This is a genomic window from Anaerohalosphaeraceae bacterium, from assembly GCA_037479115.1.
Lineage (GTDB): Bacteria > Planctomycetota > Phycisphaerae > Sedimentisphaerales > Anaerohalosphaeraceae > JAHDQI01.
Map to the genome: position 1 here is coordinate 27,210 of JBBFLK010000004.1, position 20,171 is coordinate 47,380.

Here is a 20,171-nt window from a genome sequence, read left to right on the forward strand (position 1 = left end):
CGTATCATCTGCTTGAAAAATTATGGAATCCATTCAACAAAACTGTGATAGCTGTCCGCCCCCCCCCTGCATCACTGAGGCAATCCTCCCTGATCTGCTGATTTCTCTATATAGTCGTCTGTCAAAGGGGGGGCATTGATAGGCCAAAAAGGAAAAAATGAAAAATTTTTACTATTTTGAAATTTTTTCTATCAATGCTTCCCACCTCTCAAACGCCTTTATTTCAGCAGAATGGCTGTTTAAGGGTTACTTTTTCAGCAACGGGGGACAACCCCATGGCGGCAGAAGATTAAAAACAGGAAAGTCAGAAATGGGGGAAAGGGGGAGTTGCGCATTTTGAACGATTTGGACATACCAGACCCTCTAATCTTTATACATCCCGCCGCTCCCTTGACTTTTATGTTCCTTTTGTTTATAAAATAACTGGATTTTTTTGTTGGAGAAAACTTCGAATGTGGCAAAAAGGGGGTCTGCGGCTATTTCATTCTTCTTAAAATATTTTTTTTGTTTCGTTCTGCTTGTCTTGACCGGCTCTGTTCAGGGCAGGTTGATTGCCTTTTACCCATTCGACGGGTCGTTTGAAGACGTTCTGGGGGACCCGCAAAAAACGTTCATTCCGGTAAACAACCCCGTCTTTGTCCCGGGCCTGTACGGCCAAGCTGTTTCGTTCAACGGAATTGACCAGACTGCCGTAACAACCTCCTTTGTTGTGCATGATTTCAGCATTGTTTTTTGGATTCAGACCACCGATTCACACCCGGGCGGCAACCGAAAGTTCTGGAACGGCAAAGGCATTCTCAGTGCCGACTATGAAGGATGCACCAACGAAATCGGCGACTGGGCTGTCTGCCTGGAGAGTACCGACAAAGCCGGATTTGGAATCGGAGGGTTATGTGATGAGGTGCACGACGTCCTCTCATCGACGCCGATTAACGACGGACTGTGGCATTTTGTCTGCTGCACTCGAAACGGAACCACAGGTGAATACAGGATTTACGTTGATGATGGGCCTGCAGAAGAGACCTATACACTCACGCCGGTTTATCCCAGAAAACCTCTGCCGCTGTATCTGGCCTCCACCGGCGGCGAACCCGGCAAGTTCCTGAACGCCCGGATTGACCAGCTGGCCTTTTTTGACCATGTGCTGACCCAGACGGAAATCGATATGATTCGCCTGCACGGCGTTCACCCGCCCCTGAAGGCCGTTCGCATAAGCCCCTTGCCGGAAACCCCTGTACCCTACCAGGTGCTCCTTCGCTGGACGCATCCGAATCAGGTGGAATCCTATAGACTGTATCTGGATACAGACCCGGCTCGTGTGGCCGACCCCAATCTTCCGGCGGCGCCGATGCTTATCGGCGGGCTTGAGATTGCGCCGGCCTCGCCGACGGACCCAAACGGTTCGTTTCTCTTTGACGGCGTGCAGTGCAACCAAACCTACTACTGGCGTGTGGATACCCTCGTTATTGAGCCCAACTGGCTGTGTGTGATGCCGGACACCAACGAACCCTGCTGGAATCTTTACACATGGGTCAAAGGCGATGTCTGGTCGTTTGCCTCCTGTCCGGAATGGCTGACGTTTTCCGGCACACTCGATGACCGTTATGTGCTGCCGGACCCAACGACGCTGCGGATGCCGTCGGCGCCGCAGGTGGAATGGTCCATAGAGGCCGTATCCGCCCGGCCGATTCTTTCTTTCCAGTGGCTTCGCAACGGACAGCCGCTTCCAATCAACCAGACAAAATACACGGAAGAACGCCCCGTAGAGACTCCGTTTCATATCCTGAGCCGACTGACGATTCACCATGCAGACGAAGAAGACGAGGGCCTTTATCGGGTTCGAGTGGTGCTGGACAATCTGGAAGAATATGAGTCGGCCGCGGCGTCTTTGTATGTTTCCTCCGAACGGATTGTGCATCGGTGGAGTCTGAATGAGAATCTGGAGGATTCCGTCGGAGGTGCCGATGCCTTCGCTGTGGACCCGCTCGGCGGGCGGATTTCTCTGCAGGACGGGGCGGCGGTTTTCGCATCGGAGCAGCGCCTGTCCGGCGACCCCAATGCTTCCTTCATCGATTTGCCCAATGGTCTGCTGTCCGCGCTGGGCAACAATCTGACGCTGATGGTGTGGTTTACCGCGGAGGGCACCGCCGCCAATCAGCCGGTTTTCAGCTTTGGAATCAGCGAAGGGGGGGAAGGTCAGACCGGTTCGCCCGCCGGCAGCCGGTATCTGATGCTCACGCCGCACAACGGCCATCTGACCCACCCCAGGATGGTGTTTGAGAGCCGACTGGGCCAATCTGTTCAGACTCTTTCGGCCCCGCCTGCACTGCCGGAGCAGGAAATCTGTGCCGCCGTGGTCTGGAGCAGTCCGGAGCAGACTATGCGGCTTTATGTCAACGGGCAGCTGAAGGACACAGCGACTCTGAACGGCCGTCTGTCGGAGCTGGATGACCGCAACAACTGGCTGGGACGCTCGCAGATTGCCTCTGATCCTCTTTTCCGAGGACGGATTAATGAGCTGCGAATCTATAATGTGCCGCTTTCCGAACCGTGGATACGGGCCCTGTATGAGAACGGACCGGACAGCGACCCGCTGCAAGCCGACCCGTGTCTGGAGGCCAATCCGTTCGATGCCAACGGGGACTGCGTTGTGGACATTGCCGATTTTGCCGTTTTTGCCGAAAATTGGCTCTGGTGCGGCCGGCTTTCCTGCCTCGAATAACCCCGCTTTTCCGCAAAATCCCCGGATTCCCTCTTGCCGAAACGTCCGGGATGTGTATAATTTTGCGCTCCTTTAGATACAGGATAGAATAAATCCAAAAAATATTTAACGCGGAAAGCGGAGCAGCAACCTATGGAAAATCATCGCAAAAGTTTAATCAAGCGGGCCCGCAAGCACGGGTTTCGGGCTCGGATGCGGACGAAGAAAGGCCGTCAGATTCTTTCTCGCAAGCGCCGCACCGGACGCAGCACCAACGTCAAGCGGAGCTTCAGTTAATCCGCCTTTCAAAACGGACAAGCTTTTCGCCCGCCCCGGCGGGGGTCGTGCGCCTTTACCGGTCAAAGCGCGCCGGGTCGTTTTCGGGGGAGCGCTGGTCGGGCGGCGGGTTTTGCAGGTACCCCCGACGGTAAAGCCATCGCATCAATCCCCGTCGGAGCTGTCGGAACGGCCAGGCCAGACCTCGATGGACCTGAATCCAAAAACTTTTGCGATAGCTTTCCTGCCGCTCCTGCGGGCTCATCAGGTCCGGTCGAAACCGCCGCTTGTGCTTAAGCAGATGATAGCGGTCCTCCCGCTGAAGCAGCCGGCAAAGCCGTCCGCTGCGGCTGAACACCATCGAAATCTGAAAATCAATCAGGTAAGGCCTTCCGTCGCGTCCGACCAGGATATTGCCCCGCTTGTTCAAATCGACATAGCAGATGCCGCGCCGGTGCAGCCGCTCGAGCAGATGCGATAACTGGTCAAAAAAATCATCCGGAATCGGCGGCTTTTCATCCAGCGTCCGTCCTTCAATATAGTCATACAGAAACCCCGTCTGCCCCCATCGTCCGACCAGATGCGGCACCTGGTCCATATCCTGCAGACGCTCGAGAATCTCCAGTTCCCGCCGGCACAGCCGCCGCCCCAGCCACAAGAGCCCAACCCCCAAAAACGGCTGCATTCGAGCCGCTTTGAGCACCTTCAGGGTGCCGACCTCGGGCTTGTCGGCCAAAACGGCCTCATACAGCCCGGTGGCCGCAAAAAAATCATGCTTGAAGGTGCGAAGAAGCCGATACCGCCGGCCGTCCACCGTAATTTCCTTCGGCAGACCTTCCTGTCCGCAGGCATATAAATCGGATTTGAGCCGCTTGAACATCTCGTCGTCAATCCCCTGTGTTGATGGAGCTGCGTTTGCTATCGGCAGCGGCGGAGTTCATCCCGCAGGGCCTCCAGAAGCCGCTCGGCGGGAACGATAGCCGTCCGCACCCCCTGCCGATACAAAAAGCCCTTGCCCTCGGCGGCACAGACAGCGATGTCCGCATCCGCCGCTTCGCCCGGGCCGTTGACCACACAGCCCATTACCGCTACGCGAATGGGCTTGTTCAGATGCGTCAGTTCCTTTTTGACCTTGCGGGCCAGCGCGGCCACATTGATGCGGCACCGCCCGCAGGTCGGGCAGACAATCAGCTGCGGTCCGGTCGGCTCCTGCAGCCCCAGTGAAAGAAGAATCTGACGAGCGATTTTGACCTCTTCGACCGGGTCGCCGGCGGCACTGACGCGAATCGTATCGCCAATGCCCTCCGCCAGCAGCGCCCCGAGCGTCACCGCAGAAGGAACAGCCGCATCCTCCGGAAGGCCTGCGTGCGTGAGGCCCAGATGAAGCGGGTAGTCAAAATCCTTCGCCAGAATCCGGTTGATTTCAATCGTCCGCACCGTGTCGGCGCTTTTGGCACTGAGAACCAGATTGTCAAAGCCGGCCTTCTCAAACAGCCGCACATAGCGGGTCATTTCCGTGCGCATCAGACGCACGCGGCGGTCCATCGCCGTATCACCGCTTTTTAAATCGCGTATGCTCGCTTCATTGACGCCGATGCGGATAGCGATGCCGTGCCGTTTGGCACAGTCGATAATCCGCAGGATGTCGCGGCGGTCCTTGATATTGCCCGGATTGAGCCGAATCTTGGCGGCGCCGGCCTCGATGGCCTCAATCGCCCGCTCCGCCGAAAAGTGAATGTCTGCAACCAGCGGAATGGAAACCTGCCGGACAATGCGGGCGAAGGCCCGGGTGTCGTTTCGCGTGGGCACCGCCAGCCGCACCAGACCGCAGCCGGCCTCCTGAAGCCGGACAATCTGCCGCACACAGGCGGCCGCGCGGGTGGTAAAGACCTTCGTCATCGACTGGATGACAATCGGATGCTTTGAGCCAAGCCGAACGGAACCCACCTGAACGGTTCGTGTTTTTCTTCGTGCAATCATAGCCGGCAGGATAATGGAAAAGGCGGTTTTTGTCTATCTTATTCACTTCGCAGGGCGTTCAGAATCGGCCCGGAGAGGGCGGAGGCCGCCGCCAGACGAATCCACATCCAGCCGCTGAAAATTACGGCGGCCAGGGCCGTCAGCAGCAGTCCGAGCGGCACCGGTTCAATCCGCCCGGCCAGCGCCGGCAGCACCGCCGGCACAGCGGACAGCAAACCGCACAGCACACCGGCCGACAGGATAAGCAGATGCTCCTGAACCAGCATCGAGACAAGAACCCGTTTGCGAAAACCGACGGCCTGCATCATCGCAAGCTCTCCCCGCCGCTCGAGAATATTCAGCCAGAGCACCCAGCCCATCCCGACCGTGCCCAGCAGCAGTCCCAGCCCGCCCAAAACCAAAAAGATGGACAGGTACGTATTTTCCACCGCCTGAAAGACCGCCAGCCGCTGAGCCGTCGGAACGACCTCCAGCCCCCATCGGCGGAATGTGCGGCTGAGGGCCGCCGAAAGAGCTTCGGCTTTCTGCGGCTGTGCATCGAGCAGGAAGACCCGATAGCCCGCCGTCGAAGGAAACCGCTCCAGAAAGGCCTTTTCCGGAATGAGCAGATTGCCCTGAAGCACGGAGGATTCGAGCATGCCGACAATCTTGAGGGTAAAGGGCCGGCCCTGCTCATCGGTCTGCACAAGCGTGTCGCCCACCTTGCGTGCGAGGGCCCAATAGACCGTTCCGACATCGCCGACAGCCGGCACGATATCCGGCCCCCAGTCGGCCTCGAGCAGATGCCAGGCGTCCTCCAGAGATGCCGCCGTGCCCGGCAGAACCTCCCGAAAGACAAAGGCCCTGCGATTGCGAAGGGACACCGGGTCAACCCCCAGAAGCCGCGGCTGAACGGCCCGATTGAGATTCAGACAGCCGGCCGGCTCGCCTTCTCGAACCCGAAAGGCGGCCGCCCCTTCCAGCCCCAGCACCTCCCAGTCCGTCTCGGGGGCAAGCCGAGCGGCGGCCTCCGGAAGGTTTTGCAGAATCGGCAGAGCGCTTTCGGCCGCCAGAACGAAACCGCCCGTGCCGCTGCGGCGATCGCGAACATCCTTCGGAGGCGATTTTTGATTCAGGGAAACGGCCGCAACCAGAAAGACGCCGGCGGCGGTCATGGCCGCTGCCGCCATCGAGCGGCCCGGACGGCGGCAGGCATTGCGCCAAGCCGCCCAAATCAGACCGCTGACCGGTCGTTTGAAAATGAGGATACCGGATGCGGAAAGACTGTATCGCAGGAACAAAAGCAGCGACACCAGCAGCAGCGAACCGGAGACAAAGAAGACAGCCGTGGCTTTCTGAAGGTCCGCACGAAGCCCCCAGCCGCTCAGCACAAGGCCGACGATTCCAGGCACAACAGCGGTCCACAGAAGCCGCGGTTTGAGGGATTGCGGAGGGGCAATCTCCGCGGGCATCCCCAGCAGGACCGCAGCGGGCAACGCCAGACGGCGCCGCAGCGAGAGCATCATCGAAAAGAGCGAAACCGTCAGTCCCGCCGCCGCCCCTTTCAGAAGAGTCGAGGCATGAAAATCAAACGCCAAAGACGCCCCGGCCACGGCCTGCGACCAGACCCCCGAGAGGGCCCAAAGCAGCAGACGCGTGTAAAGAACGGCAGGCAGCAGCCCCAAACAGGCCCCCGCCGCCGACAAAATCAGCCCTTCCAGCAGATACATCAGCCGGATGCGGCCGCGGCGAAAACCCAGCGCTTTGAGCAGGCCGATTTGTTCAGACCGTCGCTCGACGGCAAAGCGAAACAGCAGCGCCGTCAGCAGCAGCGAAGATACGAGCAGAAACAGACTTAATCCGAAAAACAGGGAGCTGAAATCCGTCATCCCCACGGACGCCTGAGCGGCCCGCTGCCGAACCGGCTCTATATGCAGTCCGGCGGCCGCAGGCGGCAAAGAAGCCCGCAGATGCTCCGTCAGCTGCCGGGCAGTCATCGACGAACCGATACGCACGGCGGTCAGATTCCCGAATCGTCCGCCCCAGAGCCGCTGGGCCTGCGGCAGGGAAATAAAGGCCTTAGGGGCCCCGCGGTATCGATTCCAGTAGGCCTCGTCTTTGGGGCGAATGCGGCTCAAGTCAATCGGAATGCCCGGTTTCCAGTCGCGGCAGCTGTCGGCCTGCGCCAGCTGGGGATAGTCCGGCATCAGCGTTTCGTCCGCCCCCAACCCCATCATCGGAATCACGGAATGCACCCGAAATTCCGCCGTCTGCTCAATCAGGGTTCGTCCGGTCGGTGCAGGGACATAATACGTCAGGGTGACAATATCGCCCGCATCGGCCTTCAGGTCGTCGGCCAGCCATTCATTGAGAATGATTTCATCATCGGCCAGCAGCGAAAAGACGGTGGAGACCGCCGAAGAGGCCGGAGCCATCGCCGAGACCGTTGAATAGGGACAGCGGCGGTCCTGATGAGTGATTTCGTTGACAAAATAGGTGAGGATGCCGACGGCCTGTTCATCCGCCCGCAGGAGCACCTCCGCAATCGGCTCCGGAATAAAGATGCGCCGGCTGAGCACCTCGCCGCCGGTCTGGCCCTTGAGAGAACGGACAATCAAACCGACATCCTCAGGCAGAAAGACCTGCCGAAGGGCCTGCTCGGCTTCCGAGAGCCCGCAGCCGTCCGGCAGAAGAATGGCGTTGGCCCGGTTCGGCTGCTCAATCCATTCGGCCAGTCTATTGAGGCGGACAAACACATTCAGCGCCCCGGCCGTGTCGGCCCGCAGACTGAACGTACCGAAGGATTCGGCGTCCGCAACGGCCGAAACCGACAGACGAACCGAAACAGACAGCTCCGATTCCGGAAACAGCACCGACTCGGCCGCCAGCCCGCCGATTTTTTCAAACGTGAGGACAATTTCATCCCCCGCCTGAACATTCAGTCGGGAGGCGAGGAGTTCGTTGAGCACCGCTCCTTCGCCCAGACCCGACAGCCAGGGTGCTTTTCCGGACGGGGCAAAATCGGCAAACGCATCATCGACACCGACGATAGAGACATTCACGGCTCGGGCGGTTCCGTCGGCATTTTCCGCCCAGCCCTTCAGCAGCAGAGCCGACGCCGCCGGCTGTTTGAGCTGTACGCGAAGGTCCTGGGCCAGCTGTGCACGAAACAGAGTCTGGGAAGCCGTCAGCACCAGGCCGGTTCGGCCCAGCCGCAGCTGGTTTTGCCGGGCCAGAGAAAGCCGCACCGAATCGCCCACGAGCAGAGAGCCGGTAAAGACCGTCACGGCGGCCGCCGCCGCCAGCACAACCCCCAGCCAGATGCGGCGGTCAAAGACCAGCGAGCGAATGAGCCAGCGAAACAGCGTCATCGCACAGCGTCCTGTGTCTGCTCAGAAAGCAGGCCGCCGGAAAGCACAAACCGCTTCTGCATCCGGGCGGCCAGAAGGGCTGAATGGGTCACAACAATCAGGGTCAGGCCGTAAAGACGGTGCACCTCGTCCAGCAGGTTAATCACCGATACAGCGGTCTGTTCATCCAGCGAGCCGGTCGGCTCATCGGCCAGCAGCAGCACCGGCCGCAAAAGCAGGGCCCGCGCCACCGCCGCCCGCTGACGCTGGCCGCCGGACAGCCGTCCGGGCAGTTCACCGGCCCGGTCCGCCAGCCCCACCTGCTCCAGCAGCTCCATCGCCCGCCGCTGCAGAGCCGCCGGTTCTTCCCGAAGCCGCCCGCCGGCCAGAGCGGGCAGGAGCACATTTTCCAGAACCGTACACTGCGGCAGGAGGTGATGCTGCTGAAAGACAAACCCGATGAAGCGGTTGCGAAAATCCGCCAGGGCCTCCTCGCCCATCGTCGAAAGGTCTCGACCCTCAACCGAAACGGTTCCCTCATCGGCCTTATCCAGACCGCCGATGAGATTCAGCAGCGTGCTTTTGCCGCAGCCGGACGGGCCGACGATGGAGGCCGACTGCCCTTTATCCAGCCGCAGGTCGATTCCCCGCAGCACCTCCAGAGGGCCGACAGCGGTCGAATAGCGTTTCCGGACCTGCTTGAGTTCGAGCATAGAGGGCTCCTCGAAAGGGTCGAAAGACTACGAACCGGTTTTTGTCTCCAGCCGCTGCAGAAAACGGCGGGCATTTTGTTCCATATCGAAACGGCTCAGAACGGCCTGCCGGGCCGCCGCTCCCATTTGGGTTGCCTGCTGCGGATTTCGCAGAAGCGGTTCGAGGGTCTCCGCAAGGGTTTGCGGACTGTTTGGTTCATACAGAATCCCCCCGCCGGTCTGCTGCGCCCATTCCGGATACACTCCGGCCCGAGGGGCGGCAAACGGCACCCCGCAGGCCATCGCCTCCAGCACATTCATTGCATAGGCCGGACTGTACCGCGCCGGACAGACCAGCACGTGAATCTGCTGCAGAAACGCCAGGCGCTCGGCCTTTTCGAAGCGTTCAACAAAGCGGACCCGCTCGGCCAATCCCGCCTGAGCGAGTGTTTCCTGCACGGAGCGAATCGTCGGCTCATCGGCGGCATTCTTTCCGCCGCAAATCAGCAGCCGCAGCGGCTCCAGTCCCGGTTTGGAGGCCAGCAGTGCAAAGGCCTCTGCGGCGATGTCCAGCCCGTTGACATACGCCATCCGAGCCAAAAAACCTATGGACGGCTGGGCAGGAGGCGTCTGGGCGGGAGCATAATCCCCCAGCTCCAGACCAGGCGGACAGACAAAGAGTTTCTCCTCCGACAGCCCCAAACGGCTTTTCATCACCTCGGCGTAATAGCGGCTGACCGGCAGGAAAAGTTCGAAATGTTCGAGCAGCTCCCTGAGCCGCTGCCAGACGCGTGCCGTCCAGGGCTCCCCCAGTCCGTCGATAAACCCGTCTTCATCCTGCAGCCAGCACATCAGCCGACAGCCCAGCCGCTGCCGAAGCGGCCCGGCCAGCCCCGCCAAAAGCAGATTGGACAGGATAATCACATCGGGCCTGCGGTCCAGAGAAGCCAGAAAATCCGTCAGACGGTTCAGTTCAGCGGATTGGCGTCCCTGCGGGCCGTCGAGCATCGACAGCGTCATTTCCCCCAGCTGGCGGGCGCTGGTCATTCCGGCCCGTCGGCTGATGCGCCGCAAAAGCGGCTCCGAATCCAGCCAGCGCCGCAGCGGCCCCGGAAGACGCCCGAGCGGGCCCAGCTTGTGCTGAAGATAGACATTGATGCCGCCGAAAAACAGTTCCGTGCGCTCCAGCGAGGTGTCCCCGTCCAGCGACAGCGGCAGGTACATCGGCACCAGCACCACATCCGCCCCCAGCCGGCGCAGCGCCCGCACCAGCGCCGTATCCCGCAGGCAGTTTTCACAGTAAAACTGGTCGCCCGAGCCCGGTGTTATCTGTACAATCCGCATCGACATTTCTCCGCGGGCTATTATCCGGGCCAGTGTGTTGCGGCGTCAATAATCTTTTCTTCCAGTTCGACGGCTTTTTCTTTGGTTCGCTGGACCACTGTATAGAAAACGGGAATCAGCAGCACACCCAGCACGGTGGCGACAATCATTCCGCCGAACACCGTGGTTCCCAGTGCCTGCCGAGCCGCCGCACCGGCTCCTTTGGCAACCACCAGCGGCACCATTCCCAGCGCCGTTGTCAGCGCCGTCATCAGAATCGGGCGAAAACGAATCCGGGCGGCCTCCACCGCGGCATCCACGACCGAGCGGCCTTCTTCGTGCAGCTGCTTGGCAAACTCCACCAGCAGAATCGAGGTCTTGCAGACAACACCAATAAGCAGGACAATCCCCATCTGGGTATAGATATTATTGTCCAGTCCCCGCAGCCAGGTAAAGGCCGCCGCCCCCAGAACGCCCAGCGGCACCGCCAGTACAATCGCAATCGGAATCGTCCAGCTTTCGTACTGGGCACACAAAAACAGGTACGCAAACAAGGCCGCCAGCAGGAACAGGTAAATCATCATTCCGCCGGCCTTGACTTCCTGCAGACTCATTCCCGACCATTCATACCCCATTCCTTCCGGCAGTTTCTCTTCGAGCAGCTGACGGACCCGCTCGATGGCCTGCCCGGAGCTGTAGCCGGGCCGGGCCGAGCCGGTCAGGCGCGTGGCCGGATACAGATTGTAATGGGAAATCGTCTGCGGCCCGGCCGTTTCGCGAACGGTAACCAGCGTGCGCAGCGGCACCATCTGACCGGACCGGTTGCGAACCTCCAGCCGGCCGATGTGCTCGGCTCTTGAGCGGAAGTCCGCTTCGGCCTGCGCCATCACCTTAAACGTCCTGCCGAACAGATTGAAATCATTGACATACGCACCGCCCAGATACGTCTGCAGGGCGTTAAAGACATTTTCCAGCGGCACATCGAGCGTCTGGACCTTTACGCGGTCCACCTCCAGATACAGCTGAGGCACGGCAGCCTCAAATGTGCTGTTCAGCTGCGTAATAATCGGGTCATTCTGGCCTTCAAACACCAAATCGCTGCCGATCCGCGCCAGGGTCTCCAGCCCGACGCCGCCGCGGTCCTGAATCTGCACTTCAAACCCGCTGGTAGTCCCCAGCCCCATAATCGCCGGCGGCTGAAAGGCCAGACACAGCGCATCCGGAATCGTAAACAGCTGCTGCTGAAGCCGCTGCACAATCGCCGACACATGCAGCTGCGGGTCTCGCCGCTTGGACCAAGGCTCCAGCCGGATAAAGCAGGTCCCGCCGTTGGCCATCATCCCTCCCTGCAGCATCGAAAACCCGCTGATGCTGGCGAAGTTGGCTATGCCGGGCGTCTGCGCCAGAATCGTATTGACTCGTTCCATCACCTGCTCTGTGCGGTGCAGCGAAGCTCCTTCCGGCAGTCGAACGCCCAAAAAGATGGCCCCTTCGTCTTCCGTCGGCAGAAAGCCGGTCGGCAGTTTTCCAAAACCGGTCAGTCCCACAACCGTCAGGACGGCAAAAACAGCCAGCGCAATCATTGTCCGCCTCAGGATGCTTTGAACCACGCCTGTATAAGCCGTCGTCGTGCGCTTCAGCCAGCGGTCAAACCAGCCGAAAAAGCGGCTCTTTTTCTCCTCCTGCGGACGAAGCAGAAACGCACAGAGCACCGGACTGAGTGTAAGAGCGTTAAGCGTCGAAAAGCAAACAGCCACCGACAGCGTAACGGCAAACTGCTGATAGAGCTTGCCGGTAATGCCGGGAGCCAGAATCGTAGGGGCAAAGACCGCCAGCAGCACCAGTGTGGTCGCAATGACCGGGCTGGTCACCTGTTCCATCGCTTTAATCGCCGCCGCCCGCGGTGACAGTTTCTCATCCGCAATCAGACGCGAGCAGTTTTCCACGACGACAATCGCATCATCCACTACAATCCCGATGGCCAGCACCAGACCGAACAGCGAGAGTGTGTTAATGGTAAAGCCGAGGGCCAGCATTACCGCCAGTGTTCCAATCAGCGAAACGGGAATCGTCACCGCCGGCACAAGCGTAGCCCGCCAGTCTTCCAGAAAGACAAAGACCGTCAGGACGACCAGCGCCACAACCATCAGCAGTGTTGAAACCACCTCCCGCAGAGATTCCCGAATAAACAGCGTCGGATTGTACGGTTCTTCGTAGGTAAGCCCCTTGGGAAAGGATTTGGACAGTTCAGCCAGTGCCTCCCGTACCCCGTCGGCCACCCGCAGGGCGTTGGCTTCGGGTGTAGCATAAATCGCCATCGCCACGGCGGGCTTGCCGCGCAGACGCACGGACCAGGAATAATTCTGAGCCCCCAGCTCGACCCGCGCGACATCCTTCAGCCGCAGCAGCCGTCCGTTCTCCTCCGCCCGAAGGATAATATTCCCGAATTCCTCCGGCGTGCTCAGACGCCCCTTGGTCTGAATCGTCCACTGGAACTGCTGGTCCGGGGGACTGGGCATGCCGCCGATTTGTCCGGCGGCCACCTCAATATTCTGTCGGCGGACCGCCGCGAGCACATCATCCGTCGTCAGCTGACGAGCCCGCATCTTTTCCGGGTCCAGCCACAGACGCATCCCGAAATCCTTGGCCCCGAACACCTCCACCTGTCCGACGCCGGACACACGCGTCAGCACATCCTTAATATAAAGATTGATATAGTTGCTCACATACACATCGTCGTAGCGGCCGTCTGACGACTGAAAAACCAGAAGCATCGTAATATTCGGGGAGCGCTTGTGCGTGCGGATGCCGTAGCGCTTGACCTCCTCCGGCAGCTGCGGCTCGGCGGTCGCCACCCGGTTCTGCACAAGCACCGTCGCCATATCCACATCCGTGCCGACTTCAAATGTCACCGTCAGCATCATCATTCCGGTATCGCTGCTGCTGGAGGTCATATAGAGCATCCCGTCCACGCCGTTGATGGCCTGCTCCAGCGGCGTAGCGACCGTCTGCGCAATCACCTCCGCACTGGCGCCGGGATACTGCGCTTCGACCATCACCGTCGGCGGAGCAATATCGGGGGTCTTTTCCACCGGCAGAAGCGGCAGGGCAATCAGCCCCACCAGCATAATCAAAATCGACAGGACCGTCGCAAATACCGGCCGATCAATAAAAAATCTGCTGAACTGCATCGCCATGTTTCCTCAAATCGGCTCTGAAAACGGTCAAGGTTTTTCGGTCGGAGCCGGACCGCCCGCACTGCCCGGCGCCCCGCCGGCTCCCGGCGGCATCTGGCCCGCCGGAACGGGCTGAATCGGCATCCCGGGGCGAGCCATATAAAAACCGCCCGCCAGAATGGTCTCACTGCCGTCCAGACCCTGCAGAACAATCCGCATCGTTCCTTCTGATGCTCCCAAAACAATATCGCGCCGCTGGAGCATCTGCCCCTCTCCGACAATCAGAACATATTTTCCGCCCAAATCCGTCTGAATGGTTTTTTCGGGAATCAAAACGGCCTTCGGACGCTGTCGAATCGGCACCCGTACGCGAACAAACATCCCCGGCAGCAATTGTTCCTTTTCATTGGCCAGCTGCCCGCGAACATACACCGTCCCCGTCCGCGGGTCCACTGTGTTGTCCGCAAAGCAAAGACGCCCTTCAAACAGATAGTCCGTTCGGTCGCCGAGTCCAACAAAAAACGGCACAGGATTCTCCCCGTCCGCCTGCCGAATGCGGCGGAGAAGCTCGGCATCCAGCATCGATTCGCTCATATAAAAGAACACATACATCGGCTCTGTTCGGACCACAGAAGCCAGAATCGGTTTGGACTGGGGACCGACCAGATTGCCGACATCCGCCAGATGCCGTCCGATGCGTCCGCGCAAAGGGCTGCGAATCTGGGTATAACTCAGATTCAGCTCCGCATCCGCCAGCGCCGCCCGAGCGGCATCGACCGACGCCTGAGCGGACAGAAAAGCCGCCCGGCGTGTGGACAGGTCCTGCTGACTGACGGCGTTGGTCTGGAGGGCCTTTTCGATTCGCTCCAAATCCACGCGGGCCCGCTCCAGCTCCGCTTCCGCCGCTTTCAGACGGGCCGCCGCTTCATCCCGACGGGCGGCATAGGCCTGCGGCTCAATCGTAAACAGCAGCTGCCCTTCTTCGACCAGCTGGCCGTCGGTAAAATGAATCCCCTGAAGATACCCTTCCACACGGGCCCGAATCTCCACGGAATCAACGGCCTCCGTCGTGCCGGTAAATTCATAATAATCCGTCACATCCCGAACTTCACAGGCGACGACCGGCAGGGGCATCGGTCCCCGCTGAGCCGGCATTGCGCCGGGTTTAGGCCGGTGCATCCAGAACCAGACTCCGGCGGCCAGCACCAAGACAATCAGCAGCGTCACAGCAGCGGCAATGACAACGGCTTTCCGACCTTTCATAAGCATGTATCCTTTCGAATCTCGAACAACCCTTAGGATTTTTCTTTCGAAGCAGAGGAAGAAGAAACCAGGTTCTCAGACGGGTCCCATCCGCCGCCGAGGGCTTTGTAGAGCCGAATCAAATCCTGCACCACAGCTCCTTCGCCGGCGGCCAGAGAATCCTGCTGGGCATACAGCGTCCGCTGGGCATCCAGCACATTCTGAAAATCCGTCAGTCCGTTTCGATACAGGGCTTCTACCAGCCGAACGGTATCTTCTGCGGCCGCCGCGGAACGCCGGAGAGCCGCCAGACGCTCCTGATGGCGGGCATAAGCTGCTATGGCGTTTTCCACCTCTTCGACGGCGGCCAGAACTGTCTGTTCATAAGCCGAATACAGCTGCTCAAACCGCGCCTTTTCGGCCTCCACAAGACGGCGAAGCCGACCGCCGGCAAACAGATTCCAATCCAGTCTGGGGCCGAAGGAAAACGTCCGGCTGGACCAGCGGCCCAAATCGGAAAAATGTTCCGACGACAGCCCGAACATCCCGGACAGAGACAGCGACGGATACAGCTGCGCGGCGGCGATTCCGATGCGGGCGCTCTGGGCCGCCAGCTGACGCTCAGCCAGCCGGATATCCGGACGCTGGCGAAGCAAATCCGCCGGCACCGAAGGCGGAATGCCTTTCTCCGACGGAATCGGAATCAAATCCGGACGGGCAGCCCCAATCTCAAAATCCCGCGGAAAACGTCCCAGAAGCACCGCCAGCCGATGAACGGCCTGCTGTTCAGCCAGCTGAAGCAGCGGAATCTGGGCCTCTGTATTCGCCAGGTTCTGCCGGGCCTGCGCGACATCCAGCTCCGGAGCCAATCCGGCATCAAAGCGGCTGTAGGTCAGACGAAGCGTTTCCTGCTGCGTCTGGAGATTCTGCAGGGCATAACGAAGCCGCAGCTGGGCTGTGCGCAGCTCGACATAAACCGATGCCACCTCCGCACACAAACTGACCCGCACCGCCCGTTCGGCCTCGACCGTCGCTTCCAAAGAGGCCTGCGCCGCTTCGACGGAACGGCGGACCTGCCCGAACAAATCGAGCTCCCACAGGGCATCCAGACTCGCCGAATAGGTGCTGATTTCCGTGCCCCCGCCGTATGCAAACGCGGTATTTTCACTCTGTCGACTGCGCGTGTAGGAACCCGAAGCACCTACAGACGGATACCGTCCGCCGGCAGCCGCATCACGCAGGGCCCTGGCCTCCTGAATGCGGAAATAAGACTCCTGCAGGGACAGATTGCTTTCGAGGGCCTGCTGAACTAACCCCTCAAGCACGGGGTCATCCAACACCGTCCACCAGTGTTTGAAGAGGTCCGGAGACGGGACGGAGGCGTCCTCCAGCCGGCTCCAGGCCGCAGGCATCTGCGGCTCCGGCGGCTGATAATCCGGCCCCACCCTACAACCCGCCGTAAAAATCATCCCTATCGGCAGCAAAACAAGAAATCCTCTGACAGATATGTTCATCATTCCGCTGTTCCTTTCAAACAACTCCGAAGCCCGGCTGCCCCAACCCGAACAATCTGCTCGGTGATTTCTTCTACGGTAAAGCCCGGCAGCACTAGGTCATACATCTCAAAAAACAAAATCGGGTGCATCACGAGCGATTCGAAAGTCAGGACCGCCCGCCACGCCGCCCGCTTCTCAAGCCCCGGCAGCAGCTGCTGAAATGCCCCGGCCAGCCGCTCAAAAAATTTGTCGATCAGTTCCTCGGCGATTTTGTCCCGATCAAATCGACGATGAAGGGCCTCCCGGACAAGAAACCGCACCACACGGGACCAAGTATCCCCCCGCAAAGCCGACTCCATCGTCGGACGCACCAGTTCCCGCAGCAGCTCTTCAATTGTCGCTTCAGGCCGGGCACAAACCCTCTCAATCGTCTTCAAATGGCCCTGAATCTTTTCCGAAAGCCGCCTGTGAAACATCTCTTCGTACAGTTTTTCCTTGCTGCCGAAATAGTAGTTGACGGCGGCCACATTACAACCGGCTTCGGCCGTAATATCCCGTATGGATATGCCCTCGAACCCCCCCTGGCAGAAAAGTTTTTCCGCCGCATCCAGGAGCCGATTCCGTGTATCCAAACTGATTTCAGGATTATTATCGGTATTTTCCATATCCAATTAAAACATTTGTTTGAAACAAATATATTAAACAGATGTTTTAATCCTGTCAAGATTCTTTTTCTGTTCTTCGCAAAATCTTGTTTCCCCGACAAGAGTGCATAAAATGGTAGGTATGGAAGTATCGCTTCACTACGGCCGGGAACAGCTAAAACTCTATCTGCCTTCGGAAAATCTGGCCGGCTGGATTCGGCCCAGACCGATGGCGGATGCTCACCCGCAGGATTCCCTCGTTAATCTCTCCGCCCGTCCGCAAGCCAGGCAGTTTGTTCAGCAGATTCAGGGAAAGCGTCTTTGTGTGCTGCTGCCGGATGGGACAAGAGATTTTCCGTGGAATGCGGTCCTGCCGCCGGTCTTTGGGCTGCTGAAAGGCGCCGAGCAGCTGACCTTCCTGATTTGCACCGGTACCCATACCGCCCAAACGCCGGAAAACAAGGCCATCCTCGAAAAAATTGTCCAGCTGGTTCGGCAGGCGGGAATCTTTTCGTATGAAACCGTTCTCCACGACTGCCAGACGTCGCGGATGTCGGATGCCGGCAGAACCCAATACGGCACACCGATTCTTTACAGCGCTGTTCTGGACAATGCGGATGTGTTTCTGGTCTTCAGCGATGTCAAATTTCACTATTTTGCGGGCTACTCCAATCCCGTCAAAAACTTTGTACCGGGTGCCTGCGCGTTCCAAACCGCTCAGGTCAATCACAGTCTGACCTTTGACAGCCGCTCGATTTACGGCGCACATCCCTGGCATCCGAACCCGGCCCGCCGACTTCAGCCGCTGGCGGCGGACCAGCTGGAGGCGATGGAAAAAATCGTTCGGGGGCGAGCCGTTTGGGCTGTCGTAACCATCAGCGACAAAAGCAAACTGTACTGGGCCCGGTTCGGACCGGCTCAGGAGGTCACCCCGCAGGCCTTTTTGGCCGTCGATGAACACACGGAATATACCCTCCCGCGCGTCGAGCGCATGGTTGTCTCCTGCGGCGGACATCCGGACGACAGCGATTTGTATATCGCCCAGCGGGCGCTGGAGCTGACCCATCGGGTCGTGCTCGACGGGGGGCAAATCCTGTTTCTGGCGGCCTGTGCCAACGGCATCTGCCCGCAGATTGCCTACAAGGACTTTTATCTGAAACTGACCGAGCCGATTGAACAAATCCTCCGCGAAAAACCTGCTCAGTACAAATTGTACAGCCACAAGCCCTACCGATTCGCCCAGCTGCTGCGTCGGCTAAGCAGGTTCTACATTCACACGCAGCTCGAAGAGCCCTTGGTGCGCAATATTCATCTAACGGCCGTAAAAAACCCGCAGACTCTCCTCAATGAATGGATTGAAGAAAACCCCCTGGTCAAAATCCTGTTTGTGGATGGGGCCAACAAGCTGGCTATTCGCCCGAAACCAGAAAAACAGGAACTCAAGACAGAGTGAAAATGCCGGCCGAAAAGTGCGCAAAAATTAAGGAGGGCAGTCCCGAAGGGATTACCCTCCTTCTCCCAACTTAGCAAGTATTATATCCCAAATGTTAACCGAGACAAAATTAAAAAGATGTAAAAACGAAAATATTTTCAGGAATTAGAAGGCGTATTATGTCCTCTATTGTAAGACGTTTGATATACTCGAGTTAATTTTGCCGGTTTGTCTGCCGGAAATGGATATAATTTTTTGAATCATTGCTCTCGTAGAAAATTTTTTCGTATAATACAGAAGAGTGGGTCGGGCGGTTGCCCCGCACCTACTTGGAGTGTACGACGTGTCTGGCAGCGTGTGTTTCAACCTCTCTGCGGAAAAACCGGTTTACTCTCCAAGTAGGTGCGGGGAGGAAAGTCCGAGCAGGACAGGGCACGGCGACGGCTAACGGCCGCCCGGGGCAACCCGAGGGAAAGTGCCACAGAAAACACACAGCCGATGGCCCCGCACCTACTTGAAGAACAGAGGGTTTTTGGTTTGGACCATTTCAACCTTCCGGAACAGAACCCGTTCGGCTCTTCAAGCAGGTGCGGGGATCAGGCAAAGGTGAAAAGGTGCGGTAAGAGCGCACCGCGCTGTCGGCAACGGCAGCGGCACGGCAAACCCCGCCGCCTGCAAAACCAAGTATGCCGGAGCCTGGCCCGGGCGATTCCGGCGGGTAGGTTGCTTGCCTGAGGGGAAACCTTCCGGCAGAGCCGATTGGCAACAATCGGTCCAGTGTAATAACCGCCGCCCCGCACCTACTTGGAGTGTCCGACGTGCCTTACAGCGTGTCTTTCAACCTGTCAGCGGAAACACCGGACTGCACTCCAAGTAGGTGCGGGGAACAGAACTCGGCTTACAGACCCACTCTTTTTTTCTCCTTTCGTTGTTAGATATTTATCAAATATTCTTTGATTGTTTCACAAACAGTTGTTAAACTGGCTTTATGACCTTCGGACAAGTCATCCGTCAAAAACGCAAAGAACTCCGGCTGACCTTAGATGAAGTGGCCGCCAGGACCGGCTTTTCCAAACCCTACCTTTCCACCATTGAGACCGGACGAGTCAAAAACCCGCCCTCCGACGAACTGATAGGGAAACTCGAAAAAATCCTCCAATTCAAGAGCGGCTATCTCCTTCATTTGGCACACAAAGAAAAAATCCCCGCCGACATCCGACGAGAGTTTGAGGCCCTCACGGCAGAAAACCGCCGATATCGCACTCTCATCCAAAATCTGCTTTCCCGCAAACAAAGCATCTCAGACGTCAGCAAACTGTTTCGCCGGGAGACGGAAACCGCCCTCAACCGCCCGCCTGGAAACTGGATACCGGTTATCAATAAAGTAGCCGCCGGCTATCCCAACGATTTTGACGACCTCGGCTATCCGGCCGGGATTGCCGACGACTATGTCCTGGCTCCGGACCTGCACGACCCCAATGCCTTTGCCCTGCGGGTGGTCGGCGATTCGATGGAACCGGAATTTCGCCAGGGCGACATCGTGATTTTCTCCCCCGCCGCCGCGGTCCAGAGCGGGGCGGACTGCCTTGTCCGACTCCAAAACCCGTATGAAACCACCTTCAAACGGGTCTTTTTTGACTCCAAAGACCAGATTCGCCTCCAGCCCCGAAATGAAAAATACCCCCCGCAAATCGTCAAAGCCGCCCGTCTGAATGGATTGTACCGGGCGGTTATCCAATACCGACGTCTCTAAGGGCGGCATTCGGGGGGCGTTCTATCCCCTGATTATTCGCTTTTTTGTATGGAATTGACCCGCTGAATCGCTATAATCTCCAGGTTTGAAGAGGCGGATGTTCTCCACGGAAAAGATACAAAGAGTC

Annotated in this window: 14 protein-coding genes and 1 other RNA gene; 6 read left to right on the forward strand and 9 right to left on the reverse strand. The window is 58.6% G+C overall.

What is annotated here, in order from left to right; genetic code table 11:
- Positions 1-157: 157 nt before the first annotated feature.
- The 3 genes from WHS88_02890 to rpmH all read left to right on the forward strand — a co-directional run bounded on the left by WHS88_02890 (position 158) and on the right by rpmH (position 2,998).
- Positions 158-340: a hypothetical protein gene (locus WHS88_02890; GenBank protein ID MEJ5259116.1), complete on the forward strand. Its 183-nt coding sequence runs from the start codon at positions 158-160 to the stop codon at positions 338-340.
- Between the two features lie 207 nt (positions 341-547).
- Entirely contained in the window at positions 548-2,722 is a 2,175-nt protein-coding gene (locus WHS88_02895; protein MEJ5259117.1) for a LamG-like jellyroll fold domain-containing protein, read from the forward strand.
- 132 nt (positions 2,723-2,854) lie between these two features.
- Positions 2,855-2,998: a 50S ribosomal protein L34 gene (gene rpmH, locus WHS88_02900; GenBank protein ID MEJ5259118.1), complete on the forward strand. Its 144-nt coding sequence runs from the start codon at positions 2,855-2,857 to the stop codon at positions 2,996-2,998.
- A gap of 55 nt (positions 2,999-3,053) precedes the next feature.
- Here the strand turns inward: rpmH and WHS88_02905 are convergent, their stop codons facing one another.
- From WHS88_02905 to WHS88_02945, 9 genes are read right to left on the reverse strand one after another with little or no spacing between them, the layout of a single operon-like run.
- Complete coding sequence (locus tag WHS88_02905; GenBank protein MEJ5259119.1) at positions 3,054-3,857, reverse strand: hypothetical protein; 804 nt, start codon at positions 3,855-3,857, stop codon at positions 3,054-3,056.
- Between the two features lie 38 nt (positions 3,858-3,895).
- Positions 3,896-4,957, reverse strand: a complete 1,062-nt coding sequence (gene ispG, locus WHS88_02910; GenBank protein ID MEJ5259120.1) for a flavodoxin-dependent (E)-4-hydroxy-3-methylbut-2-enyl-diphosphate synthase — start codon at positions 4,955-4,957, stop codon at positions 3,896-3,898.
- A 38-nt stretch (positions 4,958-4,995) separates the two neighbouring features.
- Positions 4,996-8,307, reverse strand: coding sequence for an ABC transporter permease (locus tag WHS88_02915; protein MEJ5259121.1), 3,312 nt, complete (start codon positions 8,305-8,307; stop codon positions 4,996-4,998).
- Positions 8,304-8,999 carry an ABC transporter ATP-binding protein gene (locus WHS88_02920; protein ID MEJ5259122.1) on the reverse strand — a complete coding sequence of 232 codons (696 nt, stop codon included), beginning with the start codon at positions 8,997-8,999 and terminating at the stop codon, positions 8,304-8,306. Before WHS88_02920 ends, WHS88_02915 begins: the two co-directional genes overlap by 4 nt.
- A 27-nt stretch (positions 9,000-9,026) precedes the next feature.
- A complete protein-coding gene (locus WHS88_02925; protein MEJ5259123.1) occupies positions 9,027-10,322 on the reverse strand; it encodes a glycosyltransferase family 4 protein in 1,296 nt (431 codons plus the stop codon).
- A 20-nt stretch (positions 10,323-10,342) separates the two neighbouring features.
- The gene (locus WHS88_02930) at positions 10,343-13,492 is read right to left on the reverse strand and encodes a multidrug efflux RND transporter permease subunit (GenBank protein ID MEJ5259124.1); all 3,150 of its coding nucleotides are present in this window, start codon (positions 13,490-13,492) and stop codon (positions 10,343-10,345) included.
- A gap of 33 nt (positions 13,493-13,525) precedes the next feature.
- Positions 13,526-14,740, reverse strand: coding sequence for an efflux RND transporter periplasmic adaptor subunit (locus WHS88_02935; GenBank protein MEJ5259125.1), 1,215 nt, complete (start codon positions 14,738-14,740; stop codon positions 13,526-13,528).
- A gap of 32 nt (positions 14,741-14,772) precedes the next feature.
- The gene (locus tag WHS88_02940) at positions 14,773-16,236 is read right to left on the reverse strand and encodes an efflux transporter outer membrane subunit (protein MEJ5259126.1); all 1,464 of its coding nucleotides are present in this window, start codon (positions 16,234-16,236) and stop codon (positions 14,773-14,775) included.
- Positions 16,233-16,880, reverse strand: a complete 648-nt coding sequence (locus tag WHS88_02945; protein ID MEJ5259127.1) for a TetR family transcriptional regulator — start codon at positions 16,878-16,880, stop codon at positions 16,233-16,235. The genes WHS88_02940 and WHS88_02945 overlap by 4 nt, the downstream gene beginning before the upstream one ends.
- Before the next feature lie 112 nt (positions 16,881-16,992).
- Between WHS88_02945 and WHS88_02950 the strand changes: the two genes are divergently transcribed.
- From WHS88_02950 to WHS88_02960, 3 genes are all read left to right on the forward strand, one after another.
- The gene (locus WHS88_02950; GenBank protein MEJ5259128.1) at positions 16,993-18,312 is read left to right on the forward strand and encodes a lactate racemase domain-containing protein; all 1,320 of its coding nucleotides are present in this window, start codon (positions 16,993-16,995) and stop codon (positions 18,310-18,312) included.
- A 277-nt stretch (positions 18,313-18,589) separates the two neighbouring features.
- Positions 18,590-19,208, forward strand: an RNA gene (gene rnpB / locus WHS88_02955) — RNase P RNA component class A.
- Positions 19,209-19,279: 71 nt separating this feature from the next.
- Positions 19,280-20,044: a S24 family peptidase gene (locus WHS88_02960; protein MEJ5259129.1), complete on the forward strand. Its 765-nt coding sequence runs from the start codon at positions 19,280-19,282 to the stop codon at positions 20,042-20,044.
- Positions 20,045-20,171: the final 127 nt, after the last annotated feature.